Origin of the sequence: Streptomyces sp. CC0208 (assembly GCF_003443735.1) — a bacterium.
In the GTDB taxonomy this organism is placed as follows: Bacteria; Actinomycetota; Actinomycetes; order Streptomycetales; family Streptomycetaceae; genus Streptomyces; species Streptomyces sviceus.
In genome coordinates this window covers 7,982,743-7,998,298 of record NZ_CP031969.1, presented here as the reverse complement: position 1 = coordinate 7,998,298, position 15,556 = coordinate 7,982,743, and the positions used below count along the sequence as shown (strand labels likewise).

The following is a 15,556-nucleotide window of genomic DNA, read 5'->3' as shown; positions in this document are numbered from 1 at the left end:
CCCACCAGGAGCGTGCCCATGTCGTCGAATCCGGTCGCCGAGACCGTCGCCTCGCTGATGCCGAGGGCGCGGGCGGAGCTCACCGAACTGGTGGCCTTCAAGTCGGTGGCGGACTTCGACCAGTTCCCGAAGAGCGAGAGCGAGGCCGCCGCCCGCTGGGTCGCGGACGCGCTCACCGCCGAGGGGTTCCAGGACGTGGCACTGCTCGACACCCCGGACGGCACCCAGTCCGTGTACGGCTACCTGCCCGGCCCGGAGGGAGCGAAGACCGTCCTGCTGTACGCCCACTACGACGTGCAGCCGCCGCTGGACGAGGCCGGCTGGACGACCCCGCCCTTCGAGCTCACCGAGCGCGACGGCCGCTGGTACGGGCGCGGGGCCGCCGACTGCAAGGGCGGTGTGATCATGCACCTGCTCGCCCTGCGCGCACTGAAGGCGAACGGCGGGGTGCCGGTCCACGTCAAGTTCATCGCCGAGGGCTCGGAGGAGCAGAGCACCGGGGGCCTGGAGCGGTACGCCGAGGCACATCCCGCACTCCTGGAGGCGGACACCATCGTCATCGGCGACGCGGGCAACTTCCGCGTCGGCCTGCCGACGGTCACCACCACCCTGCGTGGCATGACCATGCTGCGCGTCCAGGTCGACACCCTCGCGGGCAACCTCCACTCGGGCCAGTTCGGCGGCGCCGCCCCCGACGCGCTGGCCGCGCTGATCCGGGTACTGGACTCGCTGCGCGGGAAGGACGGCACGACCACGATCGACGGGCTCACGCCGGACGCCTCCTGGGACGGCCTCCAGTACGACGAGGAGCAGTTCCGGGCGGACGCCAAGGTCCTGGACGGCGTCGAGCTGATCGGTGACGGCACGGTCGCCGACCGCATCTGGGCCCGCCCGGCCGTGACGGTCCTCGGCATCGACTGCCCGCCGGTCGTCGGCGCCACCCCGTCCGTGCAGGCGAGCGCCCGCGCGCTGGTCAGCCTGCGGGTGCCGCCGGGCATCGACGCGGCCGAGGCGACCAAGCTGCTCCAGGCGCACCTGGAGACGCACACGCCGTGGGGTGCGCGGGTGCGCACCGAGCAGATCGGCCAGGGGCAGCCGTTCCGCGCGGACACCGCCAGCCCGGCGTACGCGGCGATGGCCGACGCGATGACGGTGGCGTACCCGGGCCAGGAGATGCAGTACGCCGGCCAGGGCGGCTCCATCCCCCTGTGCAACACCCTCGCGGCCCTCTACCCGCACGCCGAGATCCTCCTCATCGGCCTGAGCGAGCCGGAGGCCCAGATCCACGCCGTGAACGAGAGCGTCTCCCCGCAGGAGCTGGAGCGCCTTTCGGTGGCCGAGGCCCTGTTCCTGCGCAACTACGCGGCGAGCTGATCCGACGGCTCTGCTGTCGGCAGAAGGCCCTCGTCCCCGGACGGGGGCCTTTCTACGGTCGCCCCATGGACGTCATCGAACTGCTCCCCCGCCTCCGCCTCCTGCGCTTCCCGGTCGGCCAGGCCTATCTGTGGCGCGACGGCGACGAGTCGACCCTGATCGACGCCGGTCCTGCGGGTTCCGCGGCGCGGATCGCCGCTCGCGTACCGGGGCGCCTACGACGGATCGTGCTGACCCACTTCCACGAGGACCACGTGGGCGGGGCGGGCGAGTTGGCCGCCATGACCGGCGCCGAGGTACTGGCGCACCGGCTGGACGCGCCCGCGGTGCGAGGCGAAGTACCGGGCCCGCCACCGGTGTTCGAGGACTGGGAGCGCCCGCTGCACGCGGAAGCGCTACGGCACCTGCCGCAGGGCGGGTTCACGAGGCCGTCCGAGGTCACCGAGCTGCGCGACGGCGATCAGCTCGACTTCGGCGGCGGGGCGCGGGTCCTGCACGTCCCCGGTCACACGCCGGGCAGTGTGGCCCTGCATCTGGCCGAGCACGGGGTGCTGTTCACCGGGGACTCGGTGGCCGCGTCGCCGGTGGACGGCAAGGTGATGCCCGGGGTGTTCAACGTCGACCGGGCCCAAATGCTGTACTCCTTCGCTCAGTTGGCGGCCGTCGGAGCGAGCGTCACGTGCTGCGGCCACGGAGGACCCATCATGGGGCCATGGTCTCCCCCGATCGTCTCGGCAGCCACGCCGACACCGCCACCGCCCTCGCTCTCCTGAGCGACCGCGACCTCGCGAAGCTCATGGCGTCCGGCGCGCCCGCCGGCAACGGGATCGGCGGTCGGGCCACACTGCTGGAGGTGGACGGCGTCACGGTGTTCGTGAAGCGGGTGCCGCTCACCGACACCGAACTCCACCCGGACCACGTCCGGTCCACCGCGAACATCTTCGACCTGCCGGCCCACTGTCACTACGGCGTCGGCGCGATCGGCAGCCCCGGCTTCGGCGCCTGGCGCGAACTGGCCGTCCACGAAATGACGACCAACTGGGTACGCGCCGACACCTTCTCGGGCTTTCCACTGCTGCACCACTGGCGTGTCCTGCCCGACGCGCGTCAGCCGCTTCCCGAGGAACTCGCCGATGTGGAGCGGGCGGTGGCCTACTGGGGCGGCGGGCGGGAGCGCATCGAGGCCCTGGGCGCCGCGTCCACCAGCCTGGCACTGTTTCTGGAGTACCGGCCTCGCACCCTCCACGACTGGTTCCACGAACAGCTTCGTTCGGATGGCGCCGACTCGGCCTGTGCCGTCGTGGAACACGGCCTCGAAACGCTGACCGACTTCCTTCGGAAGCAGCAACTCGTCCACTTCGACGCCCACTTCCGCAACATCCTCACCGACGGACAACAGCTCTACCTGGCCGACTTCGGGCTCGCTCTGTCGGGCCGCTTCGAACTCGCTCCCCCGGAACGCGACTTCTACGACAGCCACCGGCACTACGACCGCGCCTACGCCCTCTCCTACCTCGTCCACTGGCTGGTCGTCGACCAGTACGGCCTCGCCCGGGACGAGCGCGAGGAGTTCGTCCGGGCGTGCGCCGACGGCAAACGCCCCGAGGGAATCCCCGGGGCGGCCGCCGCGCTCATCTCACGCCACGCCCGACTGGCAGCTGTCGTCGGGGACTTCAACCGGCGCCTGGAACAGGAGAGCAGGCTCACCCCGTACCCTCACGACGAAGTCGACGCGCTGTCCCCCGAAGCCGTCAGCGCCGGATCGAGCACGATGTCCTCCTCCCGGGCCTCGACACTCGGCTCCTCCGGAAAGTGACAGGCGGTCAGATGGCCGTCCCCGTTGCCCGCCAGGCGCACCAGAGGCGGCTCCTCCCTCGCACACCGCTCCTGCGCCTTCCAGCAGCGGGTCCGGAAGCGGCAGCCGGAGGGCGGGTCGACCGGTGAGGGCACGTCCCCGGCGAGCCGGATGCGCTCGCGCCGCCGGGTCCCGTCCGGGTCGGCCTCGGGAACCGCGGACAGCAGGGCGTGGGTGTAGGGGTGCCGCGGCCTCGTGTACAGCGTCTGCCGGTCGGCGACCTCGACGATCTTGCCGAGGTACATCACCGCGACCCGCTCGCAGAAGTGCCGTACGACCGCGAGGTCATGGGCGATGAAGACGAACGCGATCCCGAACTCCCGCTGGAGGTCCTGGAGCAGGTTGACGATCTGCGCCTGGATGGACACGTCCAGGGCCGACACCGGCTCGTCGGCCACGATGAGTTTGGGCCTGAGCGCGAGCGCGCGGGCTATGCCGATGCGCTGACGCTGACCGCCGGAGAACTCGTTCGGGTAGCGGTTGTAGTGCTCGGGGCTGAGACCGACGGTCTCCAGCAGTTCCTGGGCACGCTTCTTGTGGCCCTGCGGCGGGTTGATGCCGTTGAGCCGCATCGGTGTCTCCACGATCGTGCCGACCGTGTGCCGGGGGTTGAGCGAGGAGTACGGGTCCTGGAAGATCATCTGGAGGTTCCGGCGGGCCTCCTTCATCCGGTTCTCCGGGGTGTGAGTGATGTCGTCGCCGTCGAACACCACCTTTCCGGCCGTGGGTTCCAGCAGCCGGGTCACCAGCCGGCCGGTCGTCGACTTGCCGCAGCCGGACTCGCCGACCAGGCCGAGCGACTGCCCGGCGCCGACGGTGAAGTCGATGCCGTCGACGGCGTGCACGGCCCCGATCTGCCGCTGGAAGACGATGCCGTGCCGGATCGGGAAGTGCTTGGTGAGGCCGGTGACTTCGAGCAGGTGCTCCCCGGCGGTGGGCTCGGTGGTGCTCACGGGCTGCTCCTGTTCGTCCGCCGCGGTCACTGCGCCGCCCCGGCGGCCGTACGCACGCGGATCTCTTGCCTGGTCTCCGGGGTGAGGTGGCAGGCGGCGAGATGCCGGCCGGTGCCGGGGACGGACACCAGCTCGGGCCGCTCCACCGCACAACGCCCCCCGGGCACCCAGCCCTTGTAGGTGCAGCGGGGGTGGAAGGCGCAGCCTCCGGGAGGGTTGATGAGGCTGGGCGGCGACCCGGCGATCGGGTTCAGCCGCCGCTCGACGTCCCCGGTGATCTGCGGCATCGACTCCAACAGGCCCCAGGTGTAGGGATGCTGGGGCTCCTTGAGGACGTCGTGCACGGTGCCGTACTCGATGCGGCGGCCGCCGTACATCACCAGGATGTCGTCGGCGATGTCGGCCACCACGCCGAGGTCGTGGGTGATGAGGACGACGGCGGAGCCGAACTCCTCCTGGAGATCGCGGATCAGGTCCAGGATCTGCGCCTGCACGGTGACGTCGAGGGCCGTGGTCGGCTCGTCGGCGATGAGCAGCTCGGGGTCGCAGACCAGCGCCATGGCGATCATCGCGCGCTGCCGCATACCGCCGGAGAACTGGTGCGGGTAGTCCCGCACCCGGCGCTCGGGCTGCGGGATGCCGACCCGCTTCAGCATCTCCACGGCCCGGTCCCGGGCCTCCTTCTTGGAGACCTTGTGGTGGACCCGGTAGGCCTCGGCGATCTGGGCGCCGACGGTGAAGTAGGGGTGCAGGGCGGACAGCGGATCCTGGAAGATCATGGAGACCGTACGGCCGCGCAGCGTGCGCATGTCGTGCTCGGGCAGGGAGACCAACTCCCTGCCGTCCAGCCGGATCTCGCCCGAGACCTCGGCACGCGTGCCCTTGTGCAGTCCGAGCAGGGCGAGTGAGGTGACCGACTTCCCCGAGCCGGACTCGCCGACGATGCCGAGGGTGCTGCCCTTCTCCAGGGTGAAGGAGACGCCGTCGACGGACTTGACGATCCCGTCCTCGGTCGGGAAGTGCACCCGCAGGTCCCGTACGTCGAGGAAGGGGGCGGCCGCGGGATCGGCGGCCGCCGGTTGCGGTGAGGTCAGGAGGGACACGGGGTTTCCTTGCGGTGAGTGGCTCAGACGAGGCGGACACGGGGGTCGACGAGGCCGTAGACCACGTCGACGACCACGTTGGCGAGCACGACGAAGGTGGCCGCGAAGAGCGTGGTGCCGAGGATGACCGGCAGGTCGGAGTTCTGCACCGAGTCGACCGCGAGCTTGCCGATGCCGTTGATGCCGAACACCGACTCGGTGATGACCGCGGAGCCGCCGATCAGCGAGCCGACGTCCATGCCGAAGATGGTGATGATCGGGGTGATCGCGGCCCGCAGCCCGTGCTTGAGGACGACCTTGCCGGTGGACAGCCCCTTGGCCCGGGCGGTGCGCATGTAGTCCTCGGCGAAGACCTCCAGCATGGAGGAGCGGGTGAGCCGGGTGTACAGGGCGAGGTAGACGATGACCAGGGTGGTCCACGGCAGGATCAGTCCCTGGAACCAGGCGCCCGGGTCCTGGGTGATGGGGGTGTAGCCGGAGGCGGGCAGGATCTGCCACTTGTCGACGAACAGGTAGAGCAGCAGCAGTCCGACGAAGTAGATCTGCACGGAGACACCGAGCAGGGCGAGTCCGACCGCCGCCTTGTCGGCCGCCCTCCCCCGGCGGACCGCGGCGAGCGTGCCGAGGCCGACGCCCAGGATCAGGAAGAACACCGCGGCGCCGAGGCCCAGCGACAGGTCCGCGGGGAAGTCGCCCAGCAGGGTGCTGAGGACGGGGGTGTCGGTCTGGAAGGAGATGCCGAGGCAGGGCGCGCCGCAGTGCACGCGCACGCTCTGGTCGCCGAAGTCCCGGCCGACGAAGAGTCCCTTGAAGAACTCCCAGAACTGGGTGAGGAAGCTCTGGTCGAGCCCGAGCGAATGCTTGATCTCGGCCAGCCGGGACGGCGAGCAGGTCTTTCCGCAGGCCAGGAGCGCGGGGTCGGACGGCAGCGCGAAGAAGATGAAGAAGGTGATCACGGTGATCACCAGCAGGATCGCCGCCGCTGCCAGCAGGCGCCGGATGAGGTAACGAAGCATGTCGTGCTGGACCCTGACGTGAGAGGGGGAGCCCGCCGGCCGGGGACCGCCGGCGGGCCGGGGAAGGGTGCGTCAGCTCTTGACGTAGGCGTGGACCAGGCTGGGCTCGGCGAGAATGGGGTCCGAGATGACCCCGCCGACCTTGGAGCCCGCCAGTTCGCTGAAGTTCATGTACATCAGCGGGACCACGGCGGCGTCCTTCATGATCTGCTCGTCCAGGGCACCGTAGGCGGCGTCGGCCTGCTTGATGTCGGTCATCTTGGCGATCTTGTCGATCTGCGCGTTGACCGCGGGGTCGTTGAGGTACGACAGGTCCTGGTTGGACTGCGGCAGCTTCGCGATCTGCCGTCCGTCGAACAGCACGGGCAGCACGGTGGAGGCGTTCGGCCAGTCGGCGATCCAGTCGCCCCAGGTGAGGTCGTACTGGTTCTTCACGTTGTCGATGGTGCTGAAGTAGTTCGCCGCGTCGATCGGCGTGATGTTGACCGTGATGCCGATCTTGCCCAGCGAGGTCTTCACGGCGTCGGCGAAGTGCTCCTCGGTGGTGGTGTTCTCGACCGCCAGCGACATGGTGAGCCTGGGGTTGCCGGCCTGCTTCATGAGCGCCGTGGCCTTGGCCAAGTCACCGGCGGGGTTGGAGCTGTACAGGTTGAACTTCTGGTAGCCGCCGATGCCGGGGCTGAGCATCGTGCTCGCGTAGCCGCCGTACGCCTTGCCGCCGAACGCGCCGCGCGCGGTGGTCTTGTCGATCGCGTCCTCGATCGCCTGGCGGACCTTGAGGTCCTTGACCCGGGTGGTGTTGATCGCGAGGTAGTTGATGCCCGGGGCCGGGATGTTGTAGAGGCGCGACTTCAGGGACGGGTCGCCGGCGATCGTCGTCAGGTCGGAGCCCGCGATCGGCCACTGCATGATCGAGGTCTGGGCGGTTCCGGCGTCGGACTTGATCTGCTGGTCGATCGCCGACTGGTCCTGGCCGAGCTTCACGTCGATCTCGTTGACGTTCTGCTGCCGGATCGGGTCGGTCGACTGCTTCCAGTCGGTGTTCTTGGCGAGGACGAGTTCCTTGTTCTTGGTGTACGACTTGATCATGTACGGCCCGTCGGACCAGACGTGCGTGTCGTAGGTGGAGCCGGTGTCGTGCGCCTTGGGCACCGCGGACCAGCCGGGCATGGCGGTCGCCTGGTTGAAGTCGGTGACGGGCTGGTCGAGATGGAACACGATCGTGGACGCGTCCGGCGTCTGGATGGAGGCGAGCTCCTTGCCCGAGTAGGGGCCCTTGTAGGAGGAGCCGCCGACCAGCCACTGACTGGCGTACGGCGGGCCGCCGTTGATGTCGGGCGAGAAGAACCGCTCGACGCCGTACTTGACGTCCTGCGCGGTGACCGCCTTGCCGTCCTGCCAGGTGACGCCCTTGCGCAGGTGGAAGGTCCACACCGTGTCGCCCTTGCTGGGCGTTCCGGTGTCGGTGGCCAGGTCGCCGACGAGCCTCGGCTGGGAGCCGGTCTCGTCCCAGCCGGTCAGGGTGCGCACGAGCTCCTGGTCCATGCTCGAACCCTCGGTCGTGTAGACGCGCTGGGGGTCGAGGTGGTCGAAGTCGGCGTGGTCGAGGACGGTCAGCGTGCCGCCCTTGGTCGGGGAACCGCTGCCGGTGGTGCTGGAGGAGCCCCCGCATGCGGTGGCCCCCAGGGCGATCGCCACGGCGGTGGCCGCGAGCGCGATCGAGCGCCTTCTGCGCGTCATGAGGTAACACTCCGTTCTTCTACGGCTCGGCGACGACGGCTCAAGTGGGGCCGCTCGCACCGGTGTTGAGGGGACCGCGTCAGCCGCGGGCCGCGCGGGGATCCAGGGCGTCCCGGACGCCGTCGCCGAGGAGGTTCAGCGCCAGGACGAGCATCAGCAGCAGGACTCCGGGGACGAACAGGTACATGGGGTCCTGGAGGAAGAACTGGGAGGCGTCCGAAAGGAGCGCGCCCCAGTCCGGGTTGGGCGGGATGACACCCACGCCGAGGTAGGACAGGGCCGCCTCGGTGGTGATGTTCTGCGGGACGGCCAGCGCGAAGGAGATCAGGACCGGCGCCCACAGGTTCGGCAGCAGCTGCCGGAAGAGGATGTGCCACCGCCCGGCGCTCATGATCCGCGCGGCGTCGACGAACTCCCGCTCCCGCAGCGACAGGACCTGTCCGCGTACCAGCCGGGCGGTGTAGGCCCAGGCGAACACCGCGATGTTCAGGACGAGGACCAGCAGCCGCAGGTTCTCGTCGGTGCCGCCGTGGCTGTTGGTCTGCATCGCGTTCTGGATGACCGGGGTGAGCGCGATGATGAACAGCAGCTGCGGGAAGGCCAGCATCACGTCCATGACCCGCGACAGCACGGAGTCGACCCAGCCGCCGGAGTACCCCGCCGCGAGGCCGGCCACGACACCCACGACGGTGGACAGCACGGCCGAGGCGAAGCCGACGAACAGCGAGGTGCGCAGGCCGTAGACGATCCGGGCGAACAGGTCGTAGCCCGTGCCCGGTTCGACCCCCAGCAGGTGGGTGAGACTGACGCCGCCCAGCGCCCCGCGCGGGAAGTTGCCGGTGTCCGGGTCGATCGCCTTGCCGTCGGGGGCGATCGGCCCCCAGCCGGTGATCGCCGTCAGGACCGGGGCCAGCAGCGCGATCAGGATGAAGAGCACCGTGATCACGAACGCGGCCAGGGTGACCTTGTCCCGTCTGATGCGCCGCCAGGCCATCCGGGCGGGCGAGCGCCCGGTGATGACCGTGCCGTCGCTCCGCGGGTCCGGCGACGTTCGACCGGCTTGCGTGGTGCCGGTGTCGGCGGGCATCGGCTGCTGTTGCGTGGTCATCGTGCGGACGTCCCGGTGATGTGCTGGGGCCGGCGCGGGGGGTTCATCGGCGCCGACGGGCGGGGTCTCGTCATGGGGCTGTTCCTGGGAAAAGGCTTCGGTCGCCGGCCGTTGTCGGCGCCGTCAAACTGAGCGGACTGTCGCAACACGCCGAGAGGCCGGTCAAGGCGGAAAATGACCGAAAAGGGGATTGTTTGCGCTCCTTGCCAAAGGTTGACGAGGGCGGGAAGTTTCGTTAGCTCTGCCATGGAGGGAGCGCGACGATTCCCTTGGCGGGTTCTCGCACTCCGCTTGCCTGAACCGAACATGCCTCGAACATGGCGAAGCCCCGTCGGCGGTGCGTGCCGACGGGGCCCGACCCCGGAGCTCAACCGATCGGAATTCCGGCTTCCAAGTACAGCGCCGCCCCGCGCTCCCGGGCCCGCAGCGCCCACCTCAACCGCTCGTAGCGCACCGGCGGCAGCAGCTCCGCGGCCTCCTCCTCGCTGGCGAAACACCAGCCGCGCAGTTCGGGGCCCGGCAGCAGAACCGCCTGCGCCCGGGTGGAGTCGAGCCGCCCGCCGTCGAAGAGCAGGCGCAGTCCGCCGTATCCGGGCGGAGCGGGCGGTTCCCAGTCGACGACGAGGAGCCGCGGTACGTCGTCCAGTCGGATGCCGGTCTCCTCGGCGACCTCGCGCATCCCGGCCCGCGCGGGCGCCTCACCGCGTTCCACGACACCGCCGGGGAACTCCCAGCCCGCTTTGTAGGTGGGGTCGACGAGCAGCACGCGGTCCTGCTCGTCGAAGAGGAGGACCCCGGCGGCCACGGTCTCGGCGGTGGGCTCGGGGGTCTGCACGATGTCGCACACGGGCACCGTCCCGGCGCCGAGGTCCTCGGCGATGCGGGCGGCCGTCTCGTACGGGGTGAGCGCACCGGTGTCGATCAGGTGGGCGTCGGCGGCGAGCCAGGAGGCGAGGGCGGCCCGGTAGGGCTCGATGTGGTCGTACGCCCAGTGCCCCTGCCCCACTCCGCCGAGCGGAAGGGTCGGCGGGGTCTCCCGCCCGGCTATTCGCTCACGCAGGATCGTTTCCGCCGGAGCGAGGAGAATGTGGTGGACAGCGATCCGGCGGGCGGCGAGACCGCCGAAGATCTCGTCGCGGTACTCCTGGCGCAGCAGGGTCATCGGGACCACGAGGGTCCCGCCCAGCTCGGCGAGCATCGCGGCCGCCGTGTCGATGACCAGTCGGCGCCAGATCGGCAGGTCCTGGAAGTCGCCGACCTCGGCGAGGTGCTTGGGCGGCAACAGACGCACGACCGCCGCGCCGATGTCCTCGGGGTCGAAGAGCGTGCTGTTCGGGATCAGTTCGATCAGTTCCCGTGCGGTGGTGGTCTTCCCCGCACCGAACGCGCCGTTGATCCAGACGATCACGGACTCCCCCTCTTCTGTTTGGCCCCCTGTGGCTTGCCCGTTCCACCCTGCCACGGAAACCAGCCGCAGATGAGGGCGCACAAACACGGCACCGGGGCCCCTCGTCGGAGGGGCCCCGGTGCCGCCGGTGCCGTGCGGATGCCCGGCGCCCTGGCCCTGCACGCCGATGCCGGTGGTGCGGAGCCGCCGTTCGTGGGGTCCGGGCGGCCCGCCGCCGCACGTGCCCTTTCCTCGTACGACCACTGCCGCGAGGAGGTCCGCGACCGTCCCGGCGCGCAGTGGCCGCCGTGACCGCCTCGCCGGATGCGGCCACCGCCGGGTCCCCGCGGCCGGAGCCGTGCGATCCTCTCAGCCGCCCTACCCGAGGGCGGTCCCGTCCAGGCCGTCCAGGCTCTCGTCGGCGACGGTGTGATCGAGGGAGCTGAGGGTCTTGTCGACGTCGAGGTGGTCGAGTTCCTCGCCCAGGGCGTGCGAGGGAGTGACCGCCGCGACGACGAAGCCGGTGGCGAGGGAGGCGATGGCGAGCATGCTGCGCTTCTTCATGACCTGATCAACGGCACCGGACGGAATGGGTCACGCTGCCCTGCCCGTGCCGCTCCCTTCCACCAGAGTCCAACACGTTCTAACGTAAACGCCCACATGATGACGCGTACATGTCGTCATCGCACCTTCCGCTGGTTCGGAGGAACGTAATGATGCGTCACCTTCACACCCGCACGACCCGCACGACCCGCCGAAGGATGGTCGCCGCACTCACGGTGCTGGCGTTCGCGGTGCCCGGGGCGGCTCCCGCCGTCGCGGGCGAGGAGGGCACGGGCTCACCCGCCCTGGCCGACGGCCTGGCCCTCACCCCGCCCATGGGCTTCAACAACTGGAACTCCACCCACTGCCGCGCCGAGTTCAACGAGTCCATGGTCAAGGGGATCGCGGACATCTTCGTCGACAAGGGCCTCAAGGACGCCGGGTACCAGTACGTCAACCTCGACGACTGCTGGGCCCTGCCGAACCGGGACGCCGACGGCAGACTCGTCCCGGACCCGGTCCGCTTCCCGAACGGGATCAAGGCCGTTGCCGACTACGTCCACTCCAAGGGGCTCAAGCTCGGCATCTACACCAGCGCGGGCACCAAGACCTGCGACGGCGCCGGTTTCCCGGGCGCGCTGGGCCACGAGTACAGCGACGCCCAGCAGTTCGCCGACTGGGGCGTCGACTATCTCAAGTACGACAACTGCAACAACCAGGGCGTGGACGCCAAGCTGCGCTACACGACCATGCGCGACGCCCTCAAGGCGACCGGCAGACCCATCGTCTACAGCATCTGCGAATGGGGCCAGAACAAGCCCTGGGAGTGGGCCTCGGACGTCGGCCACCTGTGGCGCACCACCGGTGACATCAGCGACAGCTGGGGCTCGATGCTGTCGATCCTCAAGCAGAACCTGCCGCTGGCGCCCCACGCCGGCCCCGGCCACTGGAACGACCCCGACATGCTGGAGGTCGGCAACGGCGGCATGACGGACACCGAGTACCGCTCACACTTCTCGATGTGGTCGGTCATGGCCGCGCCACTGCTCATCGGCAGCGACCTGCGCACGGCCTCCGCGGAGACCTTCGAGATCCTGTCGAACAAGGAGGTCATCGCCGTCGACCAGGACCCGCTGGGCAAGCAGGGCACCGTGGTCTCGTCCGAGGGCGGGCGCTGGGTCGTCGCCAAGGAGATGAAGGACGGCAGTCGTACGGTCGCCCTGTTCAACGAGTCGGGCAGCCCCCGGCGCATCGCCACCACCGCCGCGGCCGTCGGCCTGCCCGACGCCGACGCGTACACGCTGCGGGACCTGTGGCAGCACCGGAGCTACAACACCGCGGGCACGATCTCGGCGACCGTCCCCGCGCACGGAACGGTCCTCGTACGGGTCGCCGCCGACCGCAGGTGGCAGCAGCACCCGCCCGCCGTCGAACTCGGCCTGGACGGCGGCACCTTGGTCCAGGCGGGCGCGCCTGCCGCACTGACGACCACGGTCACGGACCTCGGACGCACCCCGGCCAGGCAGGTCACCGTACGGCTGTCAGGGCCCGCGGGCTGGACCGTGAAGGCGACCTCGCCGGCCTCCGCCGGGGTCCTGTCCACGGGCCGCTCACTGCGCACGAAGTGGTCGCTCACTGCTCCCCAGGGGACGCCGACGGGGTCGTACGACCTGACGCTCAAGGCGAGTTACCGCTCACCGACCGGTGTCCGGGCCGACAGCACCCTGCCCTTCAGCGCGACCGTGGTGGTCCCGCCGCCCTCGGGCACCTCAGGGCTCGGTGATCTGCCGTGGCTGTCCGCCGCCAACGGCTACGGTCCCGTCGAACGCAACACCAGCAACGGGGAGAGCGCCGCGGGCGACGGTCACCCGATCACCATCGGCGGGGTCGTGTACGCCAAGGGGCTCGGGGTGCACGCGGAGAGCTCCGTCGAGTACTACACGGGCGCGGCCTGCGAGACGGTCACCGCGCAGGTCGGCGTGGACGACGAGAAGGGCGCGAACGGCACGGTCGCCTTCGAGGTGTGGGCGGACGGCACCAAGGTGGCGTCCACCGGTGTCCTGACCAACGCCATGCCTGCCCAGCCGCTCACCGCGGACGTCACCGGCGCCCAGTTGGTCCGGCTGGTCGTCACCGATGGCGGCGACGGCATCGACTCGGACCACGCCGACTGGGGCGACGCGCAGTTGAGCTGCTGAGAGCCGCCGTACGCATGCGGCGGCCGAGCCTGGCCCGGCCGCCGCGTGAACGTTTCTCTCGCACCGGTCGGCTCGGGTGCCGTCAGACCACCGCGGCCGTGTCGGTCCGCTTCGCCAGCGCCGCCGCGGCCGCTCCGACCAACCCGGCGTCCGTGCCCATCTGCGCGGGCACGATCGTCAGGCGCTGGACGAAGGACAGGGTCGCGTAGTCGGCAAGCGCCTTGCGCAGGGGGTCGAAGAGGACGTCTCCCGCCTTGCCGACCCCGCCGCCGATGACCGCGATGTCGATCTCCACCAGGGTCGCGGTGGCCGCGATACCGGCGGCCAGCGCCTGGGCCGCCCGGGCGAAGGAGGCCACCGCGACCGGATCGCCGCCCCGGGCCGCGTCGGCCACCGCGGCGGCGGACGTGTCACCGTCGGGACCCGGTCGCCAGCCGTTCTCCAGCGCGCGCCGGGCGATGTTCGGACCGCTGGCTATGCGCTCCACGCAGCCGCGCGCGCCGCACGGGCACGGGTCGCCGTCGAGGTCGACGCTGATGTGCCCGATGTGACCGGCGTTGCCGGTGGGCCCGGCGTGCAGCTGACCGTTCAGCACCAGTCCGCCGCCGACCCCGGTCGACACGACCATGCACAGCGCGTTGTCGTGCCCGCGCGCGGCCCCTTGCCAGTGCTCCGCCGCCGTGATGGCCACCCCGTCGCCGATCAGCTCCACGGGGAGCCCGCCGGCCGCCTCCCGGACCCTGCGGACCAGCGGATAGTCGCGCCAGCCCGGCACGTTCACCGGGCTCACGGTTCCGGTGGAGGCGTCCACCGGGCCCGCGCTGCCGATGCCGAGGGCGCCCGCGCGCCCCCACAGCGGCGAGTCCGTGAGCTCGCCGAGGGTCTCCTCGACTGCACGCATCACGCTCTCGCCGTTCTCCTGCGCCGGCGTGGCGCGCTGGGCGCGGAGCAGGATCCGGCCGTGGCCGTCCACCAGCGCTCCGGCGATCTTGGTGCCGCCGATGTCGAGCGCAGCCACGAGGTCGGTGTGCATCAGTGTCAGTTCTCCCCGGTCAACCTTGAGGAATGGACAGGCCGGTCTCGCGGTGGGGGCGCCGGCCGACAGATTGCGGTGGACAGTGTCTCCCGCATCTGACAACGTTGTCCAGGCTCTATGCTCGACGCCACATCCTCATACAAAATCATGGACCAGCGCATCCCCGTCGACGACAGGACAGGACGCCGTATCGTGCCCGAGACCCACAGCCGAGCAGACCGCCTCGCCACGACCCGGTACGGCAACCGTCCGACCATGAAGGACGTGGCCGCGCGAGCCGGCGTCGGGCTCAAGACGGTCTCGCGCGTGGTCAACGGCGAAGCAGGGGTCACGCCCGAGACGGAACACCGGGTCCGGGAGGCCATCGAGGCCCTCGGCTTCCGCCGCAACGACAGCGCGCGCGTGCTGCGCAAGGGCCGCACCGCCAGCATCGGCCTGGTCCTGGAGGACCTCGCCGACCCGTTCTACGGCCCGCTCAGCCGCGCGGTGGAGGAGGTGGCCCGGGCCAACGGCGCCCTGCTCATCAACGGCTCCAGCGCCGAGGACCCGGAGCGCGAGCAGGAACTGGTGCTGGCCCTGTGCGCCCGGCGCGTGGACGGCCTGGTGGTGATCCCGGCCGGTGACGACCACCGCTATCTGGAACCCGAGCTGAAGGCGGGCGTCGCCACGGTGTTCGTGGACCGCCCGGCGGGCCGGATCGACGCCGACGTGGTCCTGTCCGACAACTTCGGCGGCGCCCGCGACGCCGTGGCCCACCTCATCGCCCACGGCCACCGGCGGATCGGCTTCATCGGCGACATGCCCCGCATCCACACGGCCGCCGAGCGGCTGCGCGGATACCGGGCCGCCATGGAGGACGCGGGCATCGAGCCGGCGGACGCCTGGACGTCGCTGGGCGTCACCGACCCGCAGCGGGTGCGCCGGGCGGCCGAGGAGATGCTCTCCGGCCCCTCCCCCGTCACCGCGATCTTCACCGGCAACAACCGGGTGACGGTCACCGTGATCCGGGTCCTCGCCGAGCACACCCGCCGGGTCGCCCTCGTCGGCTTCGACGACATCGAACTCGCCGATCTGCTCCAGCCGGGTGTCACGGTCGTCGCCCAGGACGCGGCGACGCTGGGGCGTACGGCCGCGGAGCGGCTGTTCCGCCAGCTGGACGGCACCCTGCTGACGCCGGAGCGGATCGAACTGCCGACGCGGCTGATCACCCGGGGCTCGGGCGAGCTGCCGCCGGCGGACTGAG

14 protein-coding genes are annotated in these 15,556 nt (G+C 70.6%); 6 read left to right on the top strand and 8 right to left on the bottom strand.

Going from position 1 to position 15,556, the window contains the following annotated elements; all coding sequences use genetic code 11:
• Nucleotides 1-18: 18 nt before the first annotated feature.
• The 3 genes from D1369_RS36725 (at nt 19) to D1369_RS36715 (ending at nt 3,190) form a co-directional block, all read left to right on the top strand.
• Nucleotides 19-1,374 carry a dipeptidase gene (locus D1369_RS36725; RefSeq protein ID WP_007380157.1) on the top strand — a complete coding sequence of 452 codons (1,356 nt, stop codon included), beginning with the start codon at nt 19-21 and terminating at the stop codon, nt 1,372-1,374.
• A gap of 65 nt (nt 1,375-1,439) precedes the next feature.
• A complete protein-coding gene (locus tag D1369_RS36720; RefSeq protein ID WP_007380158.1) occupies nt 1,440-2,147 on the top strand; it encodes an MBL fold metallo-hydrolase in 708 nt (235 codons plus the stop codon).
• On the top strand, nt 2,087-3,190 hold the full coding sequence (locus tag D1369_RS36715) for a hypothetical protein (protein WP_007380159.1): 1,104 nt from the start codon (nt 2,087-2,089) through the stop codon (nt 3,188-3,190). Before D1369_RS36720 ends, D1369_RS36715 begins: the two co-directional genes overlap by 61 nt.
• On the opposite strand, the gene D1369_RS36710 is transcribed toward D1369_RS36715, so the two are convergent.
• The 6 genes from D1369_RS36710 to D1369_RS36685 all read right to left on the bottom strand — a co-directional run bounded on the left by D1369_RS36710 (nt 3,091) and on the right by D1369_RS36685 (nt 10,557).
• On the bottom strand, nt 3,091-4,212 hold the full coding sequence (locus D1369_RS36710; protein WP_007380160.1) for a dipeptide ABC transporter ATP-binding protein: 1,122 nt from the start codon (nt 4,210-4,212) through the stop codon (nt 3,091-3,093). The genes D1369_RS36715 and D1369_RS36710 overlap by 100 nt on opposite strands.
• Nucleotides 4,209-5,285: an ABC transporter ATP-binding protein gene (locus D1369_RS36705; RefSeq protein ID WP_007380161.1), complete on the bottom strand. Its 1,077-nt coding sequence runs from the start codon at nt 5,283-5,285 to the stop codon at nt 4,209-4,211. The genes D1369_RS36710 and D1369_RS36705 overlap by 4 nt, the downstream gene beginning before the upstream one ends.
• A gap of 23 nt (nt 5,286-5,308) precedes the next feature.
• Nucleotides 5,309-6,301 (bottom strand): ABC transporter permease, encoded by a 993-nt coding sequence (locus D1369_RS36700; protein ID WP_007380162.1) that lies wholly within the window; start codon nt 6,299-6,301, stop codon nt 5,309-5,311.
• Nucleotides 6,302-6,373: 72 nt separating this feature from the next.
• The gene (locus tag D1369_RS36695) at nt 6,374-8,041 is read right to left on the bottom strand and encodes an ABC transporter substrate-binding protein (protein ID WP_037899053.1); all 1,668 of its coding nucleotides are present in this window, start codon (nt 8,039-8,041) and stop codon (nt 6,374-6,376) included.
• Nucleotides 8,042-8,120: 79 nt separating this feature from the next.
• Nucleotides 8,121-9,149 (bottom strand): ABC transporter permease, encoded by a 1,029-nt coding sequence (locus tag D1369_RS36690; protein WP_007380164.1) that lies wholly within the window; start codon nt 9,147-9,149, stop codon nt 8,121-8,123.
• 367 nt (nt 9,150-9,516) lie between these two features.
• Nucleotides 9,517-10,557 (bottom strand): NUDIX domain-containing protein, encoded by a 1,041-nt coding sequence (locus tag D1369_RS36685; RefSeq protein ID WP_007380165.1) that lies wholly within the window; start codon nt 10,555-10,557, stop codon nt 9,517-9,519.
• 69 nt (nt 10,558-10,626) lie between these two features.
• Here D1369_RS36685 and D1369_RS43190 point away from each other — a divergent pair, with 69 nt between their 5' ends.
• Nucleotides 10,627-10,848, top strand: coding sequence for a hypothetical protein (locus D1369_RS43190; RefSeq protein ID WP_162951043.1), 222 nt, complete (start codon nt 10,627-10,629; stop codon nt 10,846-10,848).
• 66 nt (nt 10,849-10,914) lie between these two features.
• Here D1369_RS43190 and D1369_RS36680 read toward each other — a convergent pair whose 3' ends face one another.
• The gene (locus D1369_RS36680) at nt 10,915-11,100 is read right to left on the bottom strand and encodes a hypothetical protein (RefSeq protein WP_007380166.1); all 186 of its coding nucleotides are present in this window, start codon (nt 11,098-11,100) and stop codon (nt 10,915-10,917) included.
• 152 nt (nt 11,101-11,252) lie between these two features.
• Between D1369_RS36680 and D1369_RS36675 the strand changes: the two genes are divergently transcribed.
• A complete protein-coding gene (locus tag D1369_RS36675; protein WP_202477293.1) occupies nt 11,253-13,277 on the top strand; it encodes an NPCBM/NEW2 domain-containing protein in 2,025 nt (674 codons plus the stop codon).
• A gap of 82 nt (nt 13,278-13,359) precedes the next feature.
• Here the strand turns inward: D1369_RS36675 and D1369_RS36670 are convergent, their stop codons facing one another.
• Complete coding sequence (locus D1369_RS36670) at nt 13,360-14,310, bottom strand: ROK family protein (RefSeq protein WP_118082864.1); 951 nt, start codon at nt 14,308-14,310, stop codon at nt 13,360-13,362.
• 195 nt (nt 14,311-14,505) lie between these two features.
• On the opposite strand from D1369_RS36670, the gene D1369_RS36665 reads away from it, so the two are divergent.
• Nucleotides 14,506-15,555, top strand: a complete 1,050-nt coding sequence (locus D1369_RS36665) for a LacI family DNA-binding transcriptional regulator (RefSeq protein WP_118082863.1) — start codon at nt 14,506-14,508, stop codon at nt 15,553-15,555.
• Nucleotide 15,556 lies beyond the last annotated feature (1 nt).

Coding starts and splice junctions, on each gene's coding strand:
- D1369_RS36725 (WP_007380157.1), top strand. CDS start 19: ATGTCGTCGAATCCGGTCGCCGAGACCGTCGCCTCGCTGATGCCGAGG.
- D1369_RS36720 (WP_007380158.1), top strand. CDS start 1,440: ATGGACGTCATCGAACTGCTCCCCCGCCTCCGCCTCCTGCGCTTCCCG.
- D1369_RS36715 (WP_007380159.1), top strand. CDS start 2,087: ATGGTCTCCCCCGATCGTCTCGGCAGCCACGCCGACACCGCCACCGCC.
- D1369_RS36700 (WP_007380162.1), bottom strand. CDS start 6,301: ATGCTTCGTTACCTCATCCGGCGCCTGCTGGCAGCGGCGGCGATCCTG.
- D1369_RS36695 (WP_037899053.1), bottom strand. CDS start 8,041: ATGACGCGCAGAAGGCGCTCGATCGCGCTCGCGGCCACCGCCGTGGCG.
- D1369_RS36690 (WP_007380164.1), bottom strand. CDS start 9,149: ATGACCACGCAACAGCAGCCGATGCCCGCCGACACCGGCACCACGCAA.
- D1369_RS43190 (WP_162951043.1), top strand. CDS start 10,627: ATGAGGGCGCACAAACACGGCACCGGGGCCCCTCGTCGGAGGGGCCCC.
- D1369_RS36680 (WP_007380166.1), bottom strand. CDS start 11,100: ATGAAGAAGCGCAGCATGCTCGCCATCGCCTCCCTCGCCACCGGCTTC.
- D1369_RS36675 (WP_202477293.1), top strand. CDS start 11,253: ATGCGTCACCTTCACACCCGCACGACCCGCACGACCCGCCGAAGGATG.
- D1369_RS36670 (WP_118082864.1), bottom strand. CDS start 14,310: ATGCACACCGACCTCGTGGCTGCGCTCGACATCGGCGGCACCAAGATC.